Genomic DNA, 17,285 nt, shown 5'->3' with positions numbered 1-17,285 from the left:
AGGACGGAATGAAGCCGTTTGCCTTTTCGTTCGCGATGCTCGCGAGTGGTTCCGCCCTTGCGGCCGAGCCTTATCACGTCGAGAACATCATGCTTCTGCAGCCCGACTTCGTGCTGCAGGAACGGGTTCGGGTCGACGAACTTGCGCATTACATCCAGGCCGTAAATGCGGCCGCTAAAGCCAACCTCCAAAACGTCACCGCACCGATGCCGTCCTCCGGCTTCGTAGTGATGGCCGTGCGTCCGGGCGGTCGCTCGAAGGCATGGCTCGATTTCACGCCGCCGCTTGCGCCTGCCACGGATGCAGGGCTTCGCTCCGCGGTGGAGCGGGTAACACCGTTCCAGGCGAAGGAGGGCGTGGTCGTCTTTGCTATCCGCTCGACGTTGTGGGGCGCGCCTCCCACGCAGCAACAAGGTCCGTTTCCGGTTGAGTGGAGGCAGGTCCTGGATTCGCCGGGCGCACCCGTCGAAATCGGCGAACTGGTCGAGCGGGTCTGGCCTGCCGGGGCAGGGGGCTGACGCACTCTTTCGTTGCCGCGCCGGACGCAACATCGCCCTGAATTCGCAATGCCTGACAAGACTCAAGCAGGCTGTGGCGTGATCGAGGTTTTCCGTTCCGTCCTTCGATAGCGAAACGTGCGACCGATCGGCGGAACGATCCAGGCAGCGACATTGGAACGAGATGTGTGGGATCAAAAAGAGACTGGCCGCACGAGGCGGCCAGTCTTCATTGCGCGTAGTTGTTCCAGGGAACTCAGGCGTGGCCCTGTTCCTGCTTGCGCTCCGGTTCCTGCGATTCCGCAGCATGGATGTGCTCGGCCGCAGTCTCGGCCGGAGTGGCTTCGACGGTTTCGGCCGGGGTCTCATCCACGTCTGAAGCCTGGCGATCGGCGTCGCCCGACACGGCGGCTTCGACCGGCGCTGGCACCGGTTCGCTTTCCACTGCCGGCACGCGGGCGTCCGGCGGCAGCGAATCGAACAGGCCCGGCGTACGCGGCAGGTCGGTCGCGTTGGCCTGCGGACGCGAATCGGCGGCTTCAACGGCATCCTGCTGTGGCGCCCTGGCAACGTCTTCCTCGCGCTGCGGCGGAACCGGCACGGGGTCGATGACCTCGGGCTGATCCACCTTTTCCGGCGCAGGAACGGTCTCGGGTTCGACCACCGGCTGCTCGACCACCACTGCTGGCTCGTCGGCGGGTTCCTGTTCCGTGGGTTGTTCCGGCTGGGCTGCAGCCTGCTGCGGCTCCGGCGTCGTCGCCTGGACCGGTGCGGTCTCGACCGCGCCCGGTTCGATCGTCGTGCTCGAGGCAGCCGTTGCCGTCACGGCAGCGGCTACCGCCGCGGCCTGCGCGGGCGTAGCGGCAGGAGCGGGCGAAGGCGCCGCCGGCGCGGCGTTCACAGTGGCAGAAGCGGCAGGACGAACCGGCTCGCCTTCGTCCTCGAAATCGAACTCCGGCTGCGAGCGCTGGGCGACCGTCTGTGCGTTCGGCATGGCCTGCGGCTCGAGATCGGCCTCGTCCTCGTCATCGAACGACGCACCGTCTTCGTGCAGGTTCATCGCCTCCTCGCCACCGGCGGCGGCTTCAGTGCCACCGCGACGACGGCGGCGGCCACCACGACGGCCGCGACGACGGCGACCGCCACCCTCGCCAGCGCCTTCCGCGTGCGCCTGTGCGTCCGGCGCGCCTGCGGCGGTGGTGTTCGCCTGCGTGGTTTCAGCCGGGGCTTCCGTCGCTGCAACTGCGGCTGCTACGACGGCCGGAGCCGCGATGGCTGCGCTTGCCGCTTCGGCAGCCGGAGTCGCCTCGATCTTCGGTTCGGGCTTGGCGACCGGAGCGGGCTTGGGCTTCTCGATCTGTTGCTGCTGCGGCTGCTGCTGGGCGCGTTCCTCGGGCTGCTGCTTGGGCGGCTTGGGCTGCTGTTGCTGCTTCTGCTGCTTGGGCTGCTGCTGTTGTTGCTGTTGCTGTTGTTGTTGTTGCTGCTTTTGCTGCTGGGCAGGCTTCTCGCGACGCTGTTCCTCACGGCGCGGCTGCTGCTGCGCCTGATCTTCGCGGCGGCCATCGCGGCCCTGCTTGCCGTTGCGGTTGTCGCGACCGTCGCGGCGCTTGTCGTTGCGGTCGCCGCGCTCGCTGCGTCCGCCACGGTTTTCCTGCGGGCGCGCGGCTGGCATCGGCTCGACGGCGATGGGCGCGCTGCCGCCCCGGAAGAAACGCAGGATGCGCTCGACCACACCGACGGAGTGGGTCGGGGCGGTCACGACCGGGGCGGGCGCCGGTGCCGGCGCGGCCGGTTGCTCGCGCGGTTCGCGCAGCGGGGCCGGCTGGGCCGGCTTGACGTTGGTCACCGCCGGCGCGGCCGGGATGTTGAGGTGGGCCTTGGTCAGCGCGTGCGTCGGCAGCTTGCGCGGCGTGCCGCGCTGGTAGCTCGGCTTGTTCGACTCCTCGCCGAGTTCGTTCTCGCGGATGCGCGTGACTTCGTAGTGCGGAGTGTGCAACTGCTCGTCGGCGACGATGACGATGGGCGCGTCGTGGCGCTTCTCGATCTCGCTGAGCGCGCGGCGCTTCTCGTTGAGCAGGTAGTTGGCGATCTCGGTCGGCGCCTGCACCAGAACCTGGCCGGTGTTCTCCTTCATCGCGTGCTCTTCGGCCAGTCGCAGGATCGACAGCGACAGCGATTCGACGCTGCGCATGCGGCCATGGCCTTCGCAGCGCGGGCAGACGATCTGGCTGGATTCGCCCAGGCTCGGGCGCAGGCGCTGCCGGCTCAGTTCGAGCAGGCCGAAGCGCGAGATGCGGCCGATCTGCACGCGCGCGCGGTCCTGCTTGAGTGCGTGCGCCAGGCGGTTCTCGACCTCGCGCTGGTGCTTGTTGCTGGACATGTCGATGAAGTCGATCACCACCAGGCCGCCCAGGTCGCGCAGGCGCATCTGGCGGGCGACTTCGTCGGCCGCTTCCAGATTGGTGTTGAACGCGGTTTCCTCGATGTCGCCACCCTTGGTGGCGCGCGCGGAGTTCACGTCGATGGCGGTCAGCGCCTCGGTCTGGTCGATGACCAGCGCGCCGCCGGAGGGCAGGCGGACCTCGCGTTCGTACGCGTTCTCGATCTGCGACTCGATCTGGAAGCGGTTGAACAGCGGGGTGTCGTCCGTGTAGTGCTTGAGCTTGCGCAGGTTGTGCGGCATCACCTGCTCGACGAAGTCACGCGCTTCGGCGTACATCTCCGGCGTATCGACCAGGATCTCGCCGATGTCCGGGCGCATGTAGTCACGCAGTGCGCGGATGATCAGGCGCGATTCCTGGTAGATCAGGAACGTGCCGGGCTTGCTCAGCGCGGCCTCGGCGACGGCCTTCCAGACCTGCAACAGGTAGTCCAGGTCCCACTGCAGCTCTTCCGCGTCGCGGCCGACGCCGGCGGTGCGGATGATCACGCCCATGTCGTCGGGGATGTTCAGCGCGTCCATCGCGCGCTTGAGCTCGGCGCGGTCCTCGCCCTCGATGCGGCGCGAGACGCCGCCGGCGGTCGGCGAGTTGGGCATCAGCACCATGTAGCGGCCGGCCAGCGAGATGAACGTGGTCAGCGCCGCGCCCTTGTTGCCGCGTTCTTCCTTGTCGACCTGGACGACGATTTCCTGGCCTTCGCGCAACAGTTCGCGCAGGCCGGCCTTGTTGTGGTCGACGCCGGACTGGAAGTAATCGCGCGAGATTTCCTTCAGCGGCAGGAAGCCGTGGCGCTCGGCGCCGTAATCGACGAAGGCGGCTTCCAGGGAGGGTTCGAGCCGGGTGATGCGGCCCTTGTAGATGTTGGACTTCTTCTGTTCCTTGGCCGGCTGTTCGATGTCGATGTCGTACAGGGTCTGGCCGTCGACGATGGCGACGCGCAGTTCTTCCGCCTGCGTCGCGTTGATCAGCATTCGCTTCATTGTTGCGTTCCTCGCGCGCTCCTGCGCGTGGTCGGCGCAGAACGCATGCGCGTCCTGCAGCCGCGGAACGCCGTGGGCGTTTCGCCTCTGGATACCGCAAGCCGGCCAGCGCATGACCAAGGTGGTCGGGCGGCCGGCTTCAAGTTTTCCAGCGCTACGACACCACGGCACGCCGCGGGAGCGCTTGTTGTTTCTTTCCTGACTGCTAGGGCCGGCGGCGCGAACGCCGCGCGGGACGTGTTCATCACTGGCGGTTTGACCCGCTCCGGCAAGGTCCGGTTCCGCCGGGCCATCGCTGCTAACATGGCTGCCCCGGGGGCAGTGGTTAGACGCGGACCGGAATCGCAGGAAAGGGCTTTCGGCCTTTGGAGTGCAACTTCCTGCGAAATCAAAACCTTATCTCGCGTCGCGAGTGTAACAGATAACCCCCGCCGGATGACCCATTCAGCCCCACCCAAGGCCGGCCAGGCCGCCCCTTCGTCCGCCGACGACCGCCAGGTCCGCACCGTGAGGGTGCCGGACGATCGCGCCGGGCAGCGGCTGGACAACTTCCTGCTGGGACAACTGAAGGGCGCGCCGCGCTCTCTGGTCTACAAGCTGGTCCGCTCGGGCCAAGTCCGGGTGAACGGCGGCCGTGCCAAGGCTGAGCGCAAGCTGGAAGGCGGGGACGAAGTGCGGATCCCGCCGGTTCGTCTCGCTGAGGCCGGAGAACGTCCCGCGCCGCCCAAGAGTCTGTTGGCTGCGCTGGAAGCGGCGATCGTCTTCGAGGATGCCCGTCTGCTGGCACTCAACAAGCCGTCCGGGCTGGCCAGCCACGGCGGCAGCGGCATCAGCCACGGCGCCATCGAGTCGCTGCGCGCCCTCCGGCCCGGCCAGACCCTGGAACTGGTGCACCGCCTGGATCGTGACACCTCCGGCCTGCTGGTGGTGGCCAAGAAGCGGTCCGCCCTGACCGAACTGCAGGCGTTGATGCGTGAAGAGGGTGGCATCTCCAAGCGCTACCTGGCGCTGCTGGCCGGCCGCATGCCCGATGGCGTGATGACGGTCGACGCCCCGCTGCACATCGGCCTGCGCCAGGGCGGCGAGCGCCACGTGCAGGTCAATCCGGCCGGCAAGCCCTCGCTGAGCCATTTCAAGGTGCTTGAGCGCAGGGGCGGGCAGTCGTACTGCGAAGTCCGCATCGAGACCGGCCGCACGCACCAGATCCGCGTGCATGCGCAGCACATCGGTCATCCGGTCGCGGGCGACGACAAGTACGGCGATCCCGAGGTCAACAAGCGGCTGCGCGAGCAGGCGGGGCTGAAGCGGCTGTTCCTGCACGCTTCGACGCTGGAGTTCGCGCTCGACGGCGGCAAGGCGCCGTACCTGCTCAATGCGCCGCTGGCGCCCGAACTTATCGACGTGCTGGATCGGCTGAAGTAGGGCCTCGCGGTTCCCTATGACGCGAATGCCGCAGGAGCTCGCGACTTGCTGCTTAGGCGTCATCCCCGCGCAGGCGGGGATCCAAGAGGCCGACGTGTCACGGCCGAGGCCGGCTTGCCGCACCTGAAAGATGGATTCCCGCCTACGTGGGAATGACGAGCAAAAATGCCCCGCGCCATCAACCGCCGCTGCGCCGCCGCTGCTCGTCGAGCACGTAGCACGACTGCGGCCGCACCTGCGGCGGACGGAAGTTGACCGGCACCTGCAGCTTGCTGCTCTGCGGCTGGCCGCCGCGCGTGGCCGGCTTGAAGCGCCATTGGCGCACGCCCTCCAATGCCGCCTTGTCGAGCGCGGCGACGCCGCTGCCGTGCAGCACCTCGACCGCGCTGGGGCGTCCATCCGTGCCCACCGTCATCGCCAGCACTACCTGACCGCCGACGTTGTCGCAGGCCAGCTCTTCCGGATAGCCCGGCGGCGGCGTGTCCACGGCCAGCAGTTCGGTGGTGGGAACCGCCGGCGCAGGTGGCTGCTGCGGCTGGCAGGCCGACAGCGCGAATACGGCGAGCGCAGGCAGGACGATGCGGGTGCGGCGTTGGATGCTCATGCGGACGGCCTCGCTGTCGGACAGGTCGTATCAGGGCGTCAGGGCGTCGGCCTTGGCGGCACAGATGAAGTCGTTCTCGCTCAGGCCGCCCACGTCGTGGGTCGAATAACGCACGACGCAGCGGTTGTAATGCACGCCCAGGTCGGGGTGATGGTCCTCGCGATGCGCTACGTACGCCAGCGCGTTCACGAAGGCCATGGTTTCGTAGTAGTCCTTGAAATGGAACGTGCGGGTGATGGCATGGCCTTCCTCGACCACCTCCCAGCCCGGCACCTGCGGCAGCAGCTCGCGAACGCGCGCCTCGCTGAGCCGGTGCTCGCTGCCGCGTCGGGCAAGGCAATGGGCCTGGGCGAGGGGAATGAGGTCGTTCACGGCGGGAAGCTCCTTGCGGGCATACGCCGACTGAATGGAACGCTGCGTCGGCGGTCGTGGAGGGAAGGCGCGCCATCGGGCTGCGCTTACCCCGCTAGAATAGCCCCATGATCAATATTTCCGAATCCGCCCAGCGCCACTTCCGCAAGCTCATCGAGCGCGAGGCCCTGCCGGGGCTGGGCGTGCGGCTGAGCGCGGTCCACGCCGGTACGCCGCGTGCCGACGTGCGCCTGGAGTTCGCCGAGCCCGGCGATCTGCACGGCGACGAGTGGGCAGTGGATTGCGAGGGCTTCACGATGTGGCTCGATGCGGCCAGCGTGAAGTTTTTGGACGGCGCGGAGATCGACTACGAAACCCAGTCCACTGGCGGCCAGCTGCAGATCCGCGCACCGAGGATCAAGGGCGAGGCGCCGGCCGATTCGGCATCGCTGGTGGAGCGCGTGCACTGGATCGTCGAGCACGAGATCAACCCGCAGCTGGCTTCGCATCGTGGCCATGTCTCGGTGCAGGAAGTGACGGCCGACGGCGTCGTGCTGCTGCGGTTCGGTGGCGGCTGCCACGGCTGCGGTATGGCCGACGTGACGCTGAAGCAGGGCATCGAGAAGACCCTGATGAGCAAGGTGCCCGGCGTGACCGCGGTGCGCGATGCCACCGATCACGCGACCGGCGAGGCACCTTACATCCGCCGCGACACGGCAGCCTGACCGGAAGCCGGCGACGAGATGTTCTCCGCCGCCGATCTGATCCACGCCCTGCAGCGAAGGCTGCAGCTCATTTCGCCGCACAAGCGTCGCCCGCCGGGTGAGTTCCCGCCGGGCTGGCAGGCGTGGTTCGACGCCATGCGCGCACGCGCCGGCGCGGTTCGCGGCGCGACCGCCGACGCGATGGTCGCGGTTTTCCTGCAGCGACCGTTGACGATGCGCCCGGCACGCCTGGCCGAACTCACGCGCTGGCAGGCGTTCGGCACGCTGTGGCGCCAGGAGTGGCACGGCAACGAGCCGCGCGATCGCCACGATCGCCGCATGCACTGGTTCGCGGTGACGTTCACCGTGCTGTGGCATGTGTTCTTCGCGGCGATGCTGCTGTACCTGATGTACCTGCGCTTCATGCAGCTCACCGCGGCGCCGCAGGGCGAGCAGGTGGTGATGGTGGAATACATCGGTCGCGGCACGCCAGAGGAACCGGGCGGCGGCGCGCAGGAGCCGAGTGATCAGCCGGCCGAAGCGCAGCCTGCAGCGCCGCAAGCTGCCGCCACGCCGCAACCCGCCGCCGAGGCCGCCGCGGCGCCTCAGCCGACGGCACCTGCGCCGGTCATGTCCGCGCCGCCGGCACCCCCTGCACCGAGCGTCGATGCGCCGATTCCGGAAATCGCGCAGCGCGAAGTGCCCGAGCCGCAGATTCCGCCGCAGCCGACGCCACCGGTGGAGCAGCCGGTGACGGTGAGTGAACCTGCACCGAGCGAGCCGACCGTCTTCGTGCTGCCGCCCACGCGTCGACAGCCGCCGCAACCCACGCTTGCCGCACCGGAACTGAGCTCGCAGACGCCGCAGGTGCGTGTGACCGACGTGACCGAACCGGTGCAGCCGATCCGCCGCGACATTCCGCCGGCCGAGATCGCTGCGCCGACGATCGAACAGCGTCCGCGTGAAGTGACCGTGCGCGATGTTCCGGCTCCCGTGCAGCGCGTGCCCGTGCGCGAACTGCCGGTGCCGACAACGCCCGTGCCGCAGGTGCGCTCGACCACGCCGGAAGTACGCACGCGCGAGATCCCGACGCCGCCGGTGCCGGGCACGGCGGCCGCCGCCGCAGCGCCTGCGCCCGCGACCCCGGCGACTTCGACTGCGGCCCAGGCGCCCGCGGCGACAACGTCTGCAACCCCTTCTCCGGCCGGTACGGCTCCGACAGGAACGGCGCCCTCCGCGGCGAGCACCACGGGTACGCCCGCGCCCAGCGCACAGGCGCCGGGCACGTCCGGCGCCGGTACGCGTCCGGCCACCGCGGGTGCGGGACCGCAGCCGACGCCAACGTCGGGCACCTGGTCCACGCCGACGCGCGGCGACGACTGGGGCGAGTCCACCCGCAATCGACCCGGCGGGCAGCGTGGGCTGACGCCGGGGCTGTACAACAGCGACGGCAGCGTGCGCGTGCCTGAGCCTTCGGGTTCGGCATCGCCCGGCCAGCCGCCGGGCACGATCACGGAGGAAATCCGGGACCTCGACCGCGCCGGCACGTGGCTCAAGCGCAAGCCGAACGATTTCGAACCGACGACGTTCGACAAGTACTGGGTGCCGCACGAAACCCTGCTCGCGGAGTGGGTGCGCAAGGGCGTGCAGAAGGTCGCGATCCCGATCCCGGGAACCAGCAAGCGCATCGAGTGCGTGGTTTCGCTGCTGGCACTGGGTGGCGGCTGTGGCCTGAGCGATCCGAACCTCAACGACCAGCCGGCGGGCGCGCGCCCGCCGCCGGACATTCCGTTCAAGCCCGGACTGCAGGAAGACAACGGCAGCGTGAAGCCGGCCGGCGGCTAGGCCGCCATGCCTGGCACCAGCACCACCTTGCGGCAGTCTTCCTGCTTTTTCTCGAAGATCTCGTAGCCGCGCACCGCGTCCGTCAGCGGCATGCGATGGCTGATGATGACGTCGGGATTGAGTTCGCCGCGCGAGATGTGGTCCAGCAGCGCCGGCATGAACTGCTGCACGTGCGTCTGGCCCATGCGGAAGGTCAGGCCCTTGTCGAACGCATCGCCGAACAGGAAGCCGTGGATGAAGCCGGCGTACACGCCCGGCACGCTGACCGTTCCGCCGCGTCGCGTGGCCGCGATCGACTGGCGCAACGCCTTGCCGCTGGAGCCTTCGAGCTTGAGGTTGGTCATCACCGTTTCGAGCTTGCTGCCCTTGGCTTCGAAACCCACCGCCTCGATCGAGGCATCGACGCCACGGTTTCCGGTCGCCGCGACGATGCGTTCGGCGGGATCTTCCTCTTCGTCGAAGTTGATCGTCTCCACGCCGTAGGTATCGCGTGCGAAGTCGAGGCGGTATTGGTGATGGTCGATCATGAAGATGCGTTCGACGCCGAGCAGTCGCGCGCACGCCGCGGACATCAGGCCCACCGGTCCCGCACCGAAGATCGCCAGGCTCGAGCCCGCGCCCACGGCGGCATTGAGCACGGCCTGGTAGCCGGTGGGCAGGATGTCGGACAGGAACAACACCTGTTCGTCGGACAGCGCACTGTCGGGAATCTGCAGTGGGCCGACGTCGCCGTGCGGCACGCGGACGAATTCCGCCTGTCCGCCGGCGTAGCCGCCGTACAGGTGCGTGTAGCCGAACATGCCTGCGCCGGAGCGCAGGTCCTTCTTGTTGAGGATCGCGCCGCGATCGGGATTGGTGGTTTCGCAGGCGGCATACAGACCCTTGCCGCAGAAGAAGCAGTCGCCGCACGAGATGGTGAAGGGGACCACCACGCGGTCGCCGCGCTTCACGCGCGTCACCTGCGGGCCGACGTCCTCGACGATGCCCATGAATTCATGGCCAAGGATGTCGCCGTCCTTCATGCCCGGCACCTTGCCGCGATACAGGTGCAGGTCCGAGCCGCAGATCGCCGTGGCCGTGACGCGCAGCAGGATGTCGCCGGGATCGACGATGGTCGGGTCGGGCACGTTCTCCATGCGGACGTCGTAGGCGCCATTCCAGGTCAGGGCTTTCATGGTTGCTCCTTTCGCGGGGGGATCCAGTCGGGAATGACTCCGCAAGTGATGTGCCAACCGGGCTCACGCATGACGCGGCACCCAATGCGCCGGTGGGCGGCAAGTTGTGCGCGGACGCGGGCAAGTCCTTCGCGCCCGCGTGCCATTCACTCGTGCAGGCGGGGATCGAGCTGGATGTGTTCGTGGCCTACGGTTTCCAGAAGATGCAGGTCGGCATGCGTCGCGTTGATCAGCACGTTGCATTCACGCGGCGACAATGCGCTGGGCACGCGCAGCGCCAGCGAACTGCCGGCGCGCACCCACTCATCGCCAATGGCCTGCACGTGCGGCCGGTACGGATGCTGCGACCAGTCGTGCGGCAGTGCGCCGACTTCGCGCAAGGCGTCCGCGGGCATGCGGGCTTCGACCAGGCGCAGCGCTTCTTCCGGCGGGCCCTCCAGATGTGCGAGGAACTCCAGCAGCGCGCACGCGGCCGACAAGGAGGCGTAGATCACCGGCGTGCTGGCTGAGCTCCATCGTCCGGCCTTGTCACCGTTGGCTTCGGAAAAGGCGCGGTCGGCGTTCGACGCGGCCACGATCCGGAACAGCGCGATGGCCTTGGCATCGTTGCGCGTTTCAGCACGCGCGTCGTCGTTCGCCCCGACCGCGGCATCGGGCTGGCGGTCGTGGGCAATCGTCATGGCGGATTCCGTGTCTCGTGCGCATCGGCCGATTCGCGACGTTCCTGGATGTGTTCCGTCTGGCAGTCGCGTTGCGCGTCGCCGGTCATGCCGGCGCATGGATCGGGTTGCGACGAACCCACCGTCTGCTGGTCCGTGGGCGCCACGGTCGGTTCTCCACGCACGTCGGATTGCGACGCGGAGGTTTCGGGCGTGTCGGAGCCTTCGATGGGTTGCGCGCGCCTGCGATCGCAGCCGGCGGTGCAGGCCAGCGCCACCAGCAGCGACACGGCGAGGATGGATTTCATGACGCCTCCCTTGTGTCAGCCGTCCGCGTACACGCTGGACGACGCAACGTCCATGCCACGTGAGCGGACACGCGCTGCGTCGCACGCATGACGGCAGCAGGAAAGTATTTCCGCAGCGCAAAGTTTTCGTCGTGATGAATGCGCTTGTCGCGCGCTGGGCGGGCTCAAGCGCTGGCACGCGTCTTGCGGAGAGTCTTGGGTCTGTCGAGTTTCCTGCCGTCACGCATGAATTCTTCGCCACAGCCACAGGCGCCGCAGTCGCAGCCTGAGCAGCCCGGTCGCCAGAAGAAAATGGTGCCCGAGCCGGTCAGCATCGACGACAGCTACGTCGGGTCCGGCAAGCTTCGCGGCCGCGTCGCCATCATCACCGGTGGCGACAGCGGTATCGGCCGCGCGGTCGCGCTGCATTACGCGCGCGAAGGCGCCAGCGTCGTCATCGGCTACCTGGACGAGGAGCAGGACGCGCGCGATTGCGAACGTCTCGTGAAGAAGGAGGGCGCGCAGTGCGTCCTGGTGCGCGGCGACGTGGGCCGGCTGGAGACGTGCCAGGAACTGGTGCGCAAGGCCATGGACGCCTTCGGCCGGCTCGACATCCTGGTCAACAACGCCGCCGAGCAGCACGAAGTCGATGAACCCGAGGAGCTGACCGAGGAGCAGATCGAGCGCACGTTCCGCACCAACATCTTCGCCTACATGTTCATGGCGAAGTCCGCGCTGCCGTACCTGCGCGAAGGCGGCGCCATCATCAACACCGGTTCGGTCACCGGCGTGCGCGGGCACGAAACGCTGCTGGACTACGCCGCGACCAAGGGCGCGATCCACGCATTCACCTTCTCGCTCGCGCAGGCCGTGGCCGATCGCGGCATCCGCGTGAATGCCGTCGCGCCCGGCCCGGTGTGGACGCCATTGATTCCGGCCAGCTTCGACGCGGAGAAGGTCGCGAAGTTCGGCAGCAACACGCTCATGAAACGGGCGGGCCAGCCGCGCGAGATCGCGCCGGCGTACGTCTTCCTGGCCTGCAACGACGCCTCGTTCATCACGGGGCAGACCATCCACATCAACGGAGGAGGGTATATCAGTGCCTGAGGAACGATCGGGAACCGGTGAGTTGAAGGCCGTCGCGCAAGACGCGATGCGGCTTGGCGCGCGCGCCCTTGAAACGGGTCGTGCTTGGTTGACTGGAAGGAGAGATGCGATGAACGAACGCGATTCAAGGCGGTACGAAGAACGGCAACGCAACCGTGGTGGCGGCTATCAGAGCGGCCGCGAAGCGTGGCGCGGATCCGAACGCGGCATGGGCGCACGCTCCGAGTACGAAACACACGGTCCGCGGCGCTGGGGCGCGGGCGAGGACTGGGATGAAGAACATTCCGGCCGCGCGCAGGGTCGTTATGCCGGCGATTACGAGAGCGGCAGCTACGGCGGCATGGGTCGCACATACGGCCAGAACCTCGGCCGCGATGAACAGGACTGGTCGCAGGGCCGCCGCGAATCGCAGCGCTGGGGCGAGCAGGGCACCTACGGTGCACAGGGCAGCAACGAGTTCGAGCGCGGTTCCGACTACAGCCGCAGCCAATACGGCCAGTACGGCCAGGAGCGGGGTGAATCGTCCGGTTACGGCTCGCCTGGCTACGGCAGCCAGGGCTTCGGCGGCCAGAGCTATGGCACCGAGAGCTACGGCGCGCAGCGTGGCTATGGCTCGCAGGGCGGCGGCTCGCAGGGCTATGGCTCACAGAGTTACGGCTCGCAGGGCTACGGTTCGCAGCAGGGCTATGGCTCACGTGGCGGCATGCAGGGCGGCGCTTACGGCTCGCAGCAGCACGGCTCACAGCAATACGGACAGGGCCGCGAATACGGCGGCGAGGACTACAGCAACCTTCGCGGTTCCGGCACGCAGGCCTACGGCCAAGGCGAACGCAGCTTCGGCAGCCACGGCTATGGCAGCGGTCGCGACTATCGCGGCTATGAGGGTGGCGAGGCCGGTCGCCAGAGCGGCGGACGCCAGTGGCAGCGCGGCTATGGCGAAGGCTATGGCCTGTCCTCCGGTTATGCCGACGAACGCGCCTATGGCAGCAGCTACGGCTCCAGCGGCTATGGCGGCAGCTCGGGGCAGGGCATGAGCGGTTACGGCAGCAGCGACTACGGCAGTTCGGGCCGAAGCTATCGCGGCATGGGGCCCAAGTCGTACACGCGTTCGGACGAACGCCTGCTGGAGGACATCAACGAGCGGCTTACCGAGGACGATTATCTCGACGCGTCGGAGATCACCGTGCGCTGCGTCAATGGTGTGATCACGCTGGAAGGCACGGTGTCCGAGCGCTGGATGAAGCACCGTGCGGAAGACCTGGCCGATGCCAGCAGTGGCGTCAAGCAGGTCGACAACCGCATCCAGGTGCAGTCGTCGTCCTCGCGCATGGGCAGTGAGCGCTCGAGCGAAAACACCGGCACCAGCGCGCAGGGACGCACGTCCTCACGCCAGAGCTCGGCCTCCGGTACCAGCGGCACCACCGGTACGACTGGTACGACCGGGAGCAGCAGTTCCACTTCGTCGTCCACCCGCAGCGGGGGCGACAACCAGGGTGCCTCGTCCCAGCACTAAGTCGTGACGGTTGGACTGGGACCGGCATGGGAAGGCCTGCGGTGCTGCCGCAGGCCTTCCTCTATGGCCGACAGCAATTCCACCAACGTGGCCGGCTTGACCAGGTGCCGCTGGAAACCCGCCTGCCGCGTGCGCTCGTTGTCGAGCTGCTGGCCGTAACCGCTGTAGGCGATGAGGTAGGGTGGCGTGCTTTCGATGGCCAGCACGCGCGCGACCTCGTATCCGGAAGGTCCGTCCTTCAGTTCGAGATCGCAGATCACCACGTCGAAGCGCCGCTCGCGACACAGTCGCAGCGCCGTCTCCGCGTCCGGGGCGATTTCCACCTCGTGTCCTTCCAGCGCGAGCAGCGTCTGCAACGTGCGTGCGTTGTCCACCTCGTCCTCCACCAGCAGCAGTCGCGCCGCGCTGATGGCGCGGCCCGGACGCCCGACCTCGGTCGCCGGGGCAGGCGCTTCGTGCTTGTCCAGCAGCGGCAGGTGCAGGCTGAAGCTGGCGCCGTAGCCAGGTCCATCGCTGTAGGCGGTGACGCGACCGCCGTGGAGTTCGGCGATGTGCTTGACGATGCTCAGGCCCAGCCCCAGGCCACGCGACTGCCAGGTCGCGGACTGCACGAACGGTTCGAACATGCGCCCCATGAACTCCGGCGTGAGACCCTGGCCTTCGTCGCGGACGGTGATCACGGCCTCGCCGGCTTCATTGCCGTGTACGTGGATCGCGACGTGCTGGTTGGGGCCGCAGGCCTTGATGGCGTTGGAAAGCAGGTTGTCCATCACCTGACGCAGCCGCGCGCGGTCGCCATCGACATGGCACGGGCCGTCGTGCACCGGCGGTTCGAGCACCACGCCGTGCGCGCGTGCGAACGGCAGGTTGTCGTGATGCACCTCGTCGGCAAGCGAGGTCAGTTCCACCGGTCCGCGGCGCAGTTCGATCTTGCCCTGGGTGACGCGGGAGATGTCCAGCAGGTCGTCGACGATGCGCCGCAGGTGCAGGTTCTGCCGCTGCAGCAGCACCAGCGCCTGCATGCGCTGGGTCTCGTCGGCGTCACCCCGGCCCAGGACCTCGCAGGCGCTGCTCATGCCGGCCATGGGATTGCGCAGCTCATGGCTGAGCACGGCGAGAAAGCGGCTCACGCGCTGGTTGGCCTGCTCCAGCGTCTCGACCGCGCGACGCTGGTCCTCGATGTCGGTGGTACCGCCGTACCAGCACTGCACGCGACCATCCACGCCCAGGATCGGCACACCGTTGACCAGGTGCCAGCGGTATTCGCCATCCGCGCGGCGCAGGCGGGTTTCCAGCTTGAGCGGCCGCGCGGCCTGCATCGCCTCGGTCCATGCCTTGCGCGTGCGGTCCGCATCGTCGGGATGCACGAGGTTGAGCCAGTCGCGCCCGCCGGACAGGCCGCTGTACTCGTGCCAGTAGCGGTTGTGATAGCGCGTGGTGCCGTCGCCCTCCGCGATCCACACCATCTTGGGCAGGTGATCGAGCAGTGCGCGCTGTTCGCGGTCTTGCTGGAAGCGCCGGAAGAAATCGCCGGCGATCATGCCTTCCGACAGTCGCTGGTGCGTGACGTTTGCCAGCATGACGATGGGTAATGCGACCGCGGCGAACAGCAGCATTTCCGTCAGGCTGATCGATCCGCTGGTCCAGGCGAACGTGCATGCCAGCACCGTGGCGACGGTCAGCCAGCCGCCGCGCCGGCCTAGTGCCAGCGTGCACAGCAGCACGGCGATGTAGCCGGCTGTCATCGACATCCGCGGGGAGGGCACGCCGTAGGCCAGCGATGCCAGTCCTCCGGCCAGTGCGGCCACTGCCAGGTCCCTCCACCATCTGGCGCCGCGGAGGGGGCGCATGTCAGCTCCGGTCCGGCCAGTCCTTGACCAGCTCGTGGCAGCGCATGCAGGCAGCCTCGGCTCGCACGAGGTGTTCGCGCGCGCGCTCCACGCTGTAACCGTGATCGATCAGGCTGCGTGCAGCGGACACGGCCATGGTGATGACGTTGAGCTCGTTGCGGACGCTGTGGCGCCACTGGCGCGCGGCGACGTCCTGCACGGGGAGATCGTGGATCTGCGTGTCCGTCACTCGGTCGCGTCCTTGGCGCGACGCAGGCGGGCCAGCTGGTTGTGGATGGTGCGCACGCTGACGCCCAGGGCCTGGGCGGTGCGGGTGCGATCGTTGTCGAAGTGCGCCAGCGTGCGGGCGAGCATCTCGCGCTCGATCTCGGCGTAGGTCATGCCGACCTCGAACACGATGGCGCCCGGGTCTTCCACCGGCGTACGCAGGCGCCGCTGCGCGGGCCACACGCGGACGGTGGCGCCGTCGCTGTTGAGGTACGCGCGCTGCACCGCGCTGCGCAGCTCGCGCACGTTGCCGGGCCACGCATGGCGCGCCAGCATGCGCTCGGTGTCGTCCGCGAATCGCTTGGCCGTGCCGTGGCGGAGATTGAGCAGATCGAGGAAATGCTGAGCCAGCAGCTTGATGTCGCTGCCGCGCTCGCGCAGCGGAGGCAGTGCGATCGGGTAGTCGGCCAGGCGATAGAACAGGTCTTCGCGCAGTGTGCCTGCTTCCAGTGCCAGCTGCGGATCGCGATTGGTCGCCGCGACGATGCGCACGTCGATGGCGATGGATTCGGTTCCGCCCACGCGGGTCACGCTGCCCGATTCCAGCACGCGCAGCAGGTACACCTGCAACGGCAGCGGCATTTCGGTGATCTCGTCGAGGAACAGCGTGCCGCCGTTGGCCTGTTCGAAATAACCCGTGTGCCGCGTGTTGGCACCGGTGAAGCTGCCGCGCTCGTGGCCGAAGAGGTGGCTGGCCAGCAGCTCCGGCGACACTGCGCCGGCATTGACTGCGACGAACGGACCGCGCCGGCCGCTGCGGTCGTGGATGGCGCGCGCGACCAGCTCCTTGCCGGTGCCGCTCTCGCCGACGATCAGCACCGATGCGGGTGATGGTGCCACGCGCTCGATGTCCTGGTACACGCGCACCATGGGATCGCTGGCGCCGATCATGCCGTGGCGTGCGGTGATGATCTGCCCATGCGAATGCGCAGCGGCAGCCTGCGTCAGCAACGCCTCGAACTGGCTGGGACACAGCGGCTTGAGCAGGTAATCGAACACCGGCTTGGACACCGCCTGGATGGCGGACTCGACCGACGGTTGCCCGGTGACGATGACCGCATGGTCGTGCTCGGGCACGGCGGGATCGTCGAGCAGGTCCAGGCCGTTGCCGTCGGGCAGCTCCAGGTCCAGCAGCAACAGATCCAGCGGCGGCAGATGGCTGAACTGACGGGACTGTTCGAGCGAATGCGCGACGTACGGCTGGAATCCACGGCAGCGGGCGAAGTCGGCCGCGGACTCGGTGAAATCGCGATCGTCGTCGACGATCAACAAGGACGCTGGCACTGCCTGTCCCCTTGCGGTTGCGGGAACCCAGCCTAGGTCCAGCGCAGTGAAGACGCTTTGAAGAACGTTCATTTGTAAAGGAAACATCTTCCTCCCGTTTGTTGCCCGTTTTCACGGAATTCCCACGCTTTGGCTACCGGTTTCCGGAAGAGCCCGCCGCATACATCGCTGCTGTTGCAGGTTTTTCCATCGCGACGCGCGCCAGCGCGGCATGCAGGCCGAACCATGGCACGCCACTTGCGTCTGCTTGTCTCACACAGGGGAATCCCGGGAGTCGCACTGCGACGGATGGCAGGTGC

Annotated in this window: 15 protein-coding genes; 6 read left to right on the top strand and 9 right to left on the bottom strand. The window is 67.9% G+C overall.

The window, feature by feature from the left end; translation table 11 throughout:
- The first annotated feature begins 8 nt into the window (after positions 1–8).
- Positions 9–518 (top strand): hypothetical protein, encoded by a 510-nt coding sequence (locus VFE83_RS11245; RefSeq protein WP_324906119.1) that lies wholly within the window; start codon positions 9–11, stop codon positions 516–518.
- A gap of 235 nt (positions 519–753) precedes the next feature.
- Here VFE83_RS11245 and rne read toward each other — a convergent pair whose 3' ends face one another.
- Complete coding sequence (rne, locus tag VFE83_RS11240; protein ID WP_324906117.1) at positions 754–3,918, bottom strand: ribonuclease E; 3,165 nt, start codon at positions 3,916–3,918, stop codon at positions 754–756.
- Between the two features lie 435 nt (positions 3,919–4,353).
- On the opposite strand from rne, the gene VFE83_RS11235 reads away from it, so the two are divergent.
- Complete coding sequence (locus VFE83_RS11235) at positions 4,354–5,340, top strand: RluA family pseudouridine synthase (RefSeq protein WP_324906115.1); 987 nt, start codon at positions 4,354–4,356, stop codon at positions 5,338–5,340.
- Positions 5,341–5,518: 178 nt separating this feature from the next.
- On the opposite strand, the gene VFE83_RS11230 is transcribed toward VFE83_RS11235, so the two are convergent.
- Complete coding sequence (locus VFE83_RS11230) at positions 5,519–5,944, bottom strand: energy transducer TonB (protein WP_324906113.1); 426 nt, start codon at positions 5,942–5,944, stop codon at positions 5,519–5,521.
- 30 nt (positions 5,945–5,974) lie between these two features.
- Positions 5,975–6,316 carry a 4a-hydroxytetrahydrobiopterin dehydratase gene (locus VFE83_RS11225; RefSeq protein ID WP_324906111.1) on the bottom strand — a complete coding sequence of 114 codons (342 nt, stop codon included), beginning with the start codon at positions 6,314–6,316 and terminating at the stop codon, positions 5,975–5,977.
- A gap of 107 nt (positions 6,317–6,423) precedes the next feature.
- Here VFE83_RS11225 and VFE83_RS11220 point away from each other — a divergent pair, with 107 nt between their 5' ends.
- Both VFE83_RS11220 and VFE83_RS11215 read left to right on the top strand, forming a co-directional pair.
- Positions 6,424–7,020, top strand: a complete 597-nt coding sequence (locus VFE83_RS11220; RefSeq protein WP_324906110.1) for an NfuA family Fe-S biogenesis protein — start codon at positions 6,424–6,426, stop codon at positions 7,018–7,020.
- A gap of 18 nt (positions 7,021–7,038) precedes the next feature.
- Positions 7,039–8,844 carry a transmembrane repetitive protein gene (locus tag VFE83_RS11215; RefSeq protein ID WP_324906108.1) on the top strand — a complete coding sequence of 602 codons (1,806 nt, stop codon included), beginning with the start codon at positions 7,039–7,041 and terminating at the stop codon, positions 8,842–8,844.
- Here VFE83_RS11215 and VFE83_RS11210 read toward each other — a convergent pair.
- The 3 genes from VFE83_RS11210 to VFE83_RS11200 form a co-directional block, all read right to left on the bottom strand.
- Complete coding sequence (locus VFE83_RS11210) at positions 8,841–10,019, bottom strand: zinc-dependent alcohol dehydrogenase (protein WP_324906106.1); 1,179 nt, start codon at positions 10,017–10,019, stop codon at positions 8,841–8,843. The genes VFE83_RS11215 and VFE83_RS11210 overlap by 4 nt on opposite strands.
- Positions 10,020–10,165: 146 nt before the next feature.
- Complete coding sequence (locus tag VFE83_RS11205) at positions 10,166–10,699, bottom strand: RES family NAD+ phosphorylase (RefSeq protein WP_324906104.1); 534 nt, start codon at positions 10,697–10,699, stop codon at positions 10,166–10,168.
- Positions 10,696–10,986 carry a hypothetical protein gene (locus tag VFE83_RS11200; protein ID WP_324906102.1) on the bottom strand — a complete coding sequence of 97 codons (291 nt, stop codon included), beginning with the start codon at positions 10,984–10,986 and terminating at the stop codon, positions 10,696–10,698. The genes VFE83_RS11205 and VFE83_RS11200 overlap by 4 nt, the downstream gene beginning before the upstream one ends.
- A 225-nt stretch (positions 10,987–11,211) precedes the next feature.
- Between VFE83_RS11200 and VFE83_RS11195 the strand changes: the two genes are divergently transcribed.
- Together VFE83_RS11195 and VFE83_RS11190 are read left to right on the top strand one after the other, a co-directional pair.
- Complete coding sequence (locus VFE83_RS11195) at positions 11,212–12,072, top strand: SDR family oxidoreductase (RefSeq protein ID WP_324906100.1); 861 nt, start codon at positions 11,212–11,214, stop codon at positions 12,070–12,072.
- A gap of 109 nt (positions 12,073–12,181) precedes the next feature.
- On the top strand, positions 12,182–13,585 hold the full coding sequence (locus tag VFE83_RS11190) for a BON domain-containing protein (RefSeq protein WP_324906098.1): 1,404 nt from the start codon (positions 12,182–12,184) through the stop codon (positions 13,583–13,585).
- Here VFE83_RS11190 and VFE83_RS11185 read toward each other — a convergent pair.
- Genes VFE83_RS11185 through VFE83_RS11175 form a run of 3 tightly spaced genes read right to left on the bottom strand, consistent with a single transcriptional unit; the run spans position 13,582 to position 16,986 of the window.
- On the bottom strand, positions 13,582–15,435 hold the full coding sequence (locus VFE83_RS11185) for a PAS domain-containing hybrid sensor histidine kinase/response regulator (RefSeq protein ID WP_324906096.1): 1,854 nt from the start codon (positions 15,433–15,435) through the stop codon (positions 13,582–13,584). The two genes, VFE83_RS11190 and VFE83_RS11185, sit on opposite strands and share 4 nt — an antisense overlap.
- A 1-nt stretch (position 15,436) precedes the next feature.
- Entirely contained in the window at positions 15,437–15,664 is a 228-nt protein-coding gene (locus VFE83_RS11180; protein WP_324906094.1) for a hypothetical protein, read from the bottom strand.
- On the bottom strand, positions 15,661–16,986 hold the full coding sequence (locus VFE83_RS11175; RefSeq protein ID WP_324906092.1) for a sigma-54 dependent transcriptional regulator: 1,326 nt from the start codon (positions 16,984–16,986) through the stop codon (positions 15,661–15,663). The genes VFE83_RS11180 and VFE83_RS11175 overlap by 4 nt, the downstream gene beginning before the upstream one ends.
- Positions 16,987–17,285 lie beyond the last annotated feature (299 nt).

Origin of the sequence: Lysobacter sp., from assembly GCF_035655815.1 — a bacterium.
Lineage (GTDB): Bacteria > Pseudomonadota > Gammaproteobacteria > Xanthomonadales > Xanthomonadaceae > Lysobacter_J.
Note: the sequence above shows the minus strand (reverse complement) of the source record. Positions and strands in the feature narration are given on the sequence as shown.

Coding starts and splice junctions, on each gene's coding strand:
- VFE83_RS11245 (WP_324906119.1), top strand. CDS start 9: ATGAAGCCGTTTGCCTTTTCGTTCGCGATGCTCGCGAGTGGTTCCGCC.
- rne (WP_324906117.1), bottom strand. CDS start 3,918: ATGAAGCGAATGCTGATCAACGCGACGCAGGCGGAAGAACTGCGCGTC.
- VFE83_RS11235 (WP_324906115.1), top strand. CDS start 4,354: ATGACCCATTCAGCCCCACCCAAGGCCGGCCAGGCCGCCCCTTCGTCC.
- VFE83_RS11230 (WP_324906113.1), bottom strand. CDS start 5,944: ATGAGCATCCAACGCCGCACCCGCATCGTCCTGCCTGCGCTCGCCGTA.
- VFE83_RS11220 (WP_324906110.1), top strand. CDS start 6,424: ATGATCAATATTTCCGAATCCGCCCAGCGCCACTTCCGCAAGCTCATC.
- VFE83_RS11215 (WP_324906108.1), top strand. CDS start 7,039: ATGTTCTCCGCCGCCGATCTGATCCACGCCCTGCAGCGAAGGCTGCAG.
- VFE83_RS11210 (WP_324906106.1), bottom strand. CDS start 10,019: ATGAAAGCCCTGACCTGGAATGGCGCCTACGACGTCCGCATGGAGAAC.
- VFE83_RS11205 (WP_324906104.1), bottom strand. CDS start 10,699: ATGACGATTGCCCACGACCGCCAGCCCGATGCCGCGGTCGGGGCGAAC.
- VFE83_RS11200 (WP_324906102.1), bottom strand. CDS start 10,986: ATGAAATCCATCCTCGCCGTGTCGCTGCTGGTGGCGCTGGCCTGCACC.
- VFE83_RS11195 (WP_324906100.1), top strand. CDS start 11,212: ATGAATTCTTCGCCACAGCCACAGGCGCCGCAGTCGCAGCCTGAGCAG.
- VFE83_RS11190 (WP_324906098.1), top strand. CDS start 12,182: ATGAACGAACGCGATTCAAGGCGGTACGAAGAACGGCAACGCAACCGT.
- VFE83_RS11185 (WP_324906096.1), bottom strand. CDS start 15,435: ATGCGCCCCCTCCGCGGCGCCAGATGGTGGAGGGACCTGGCAGTGGCC.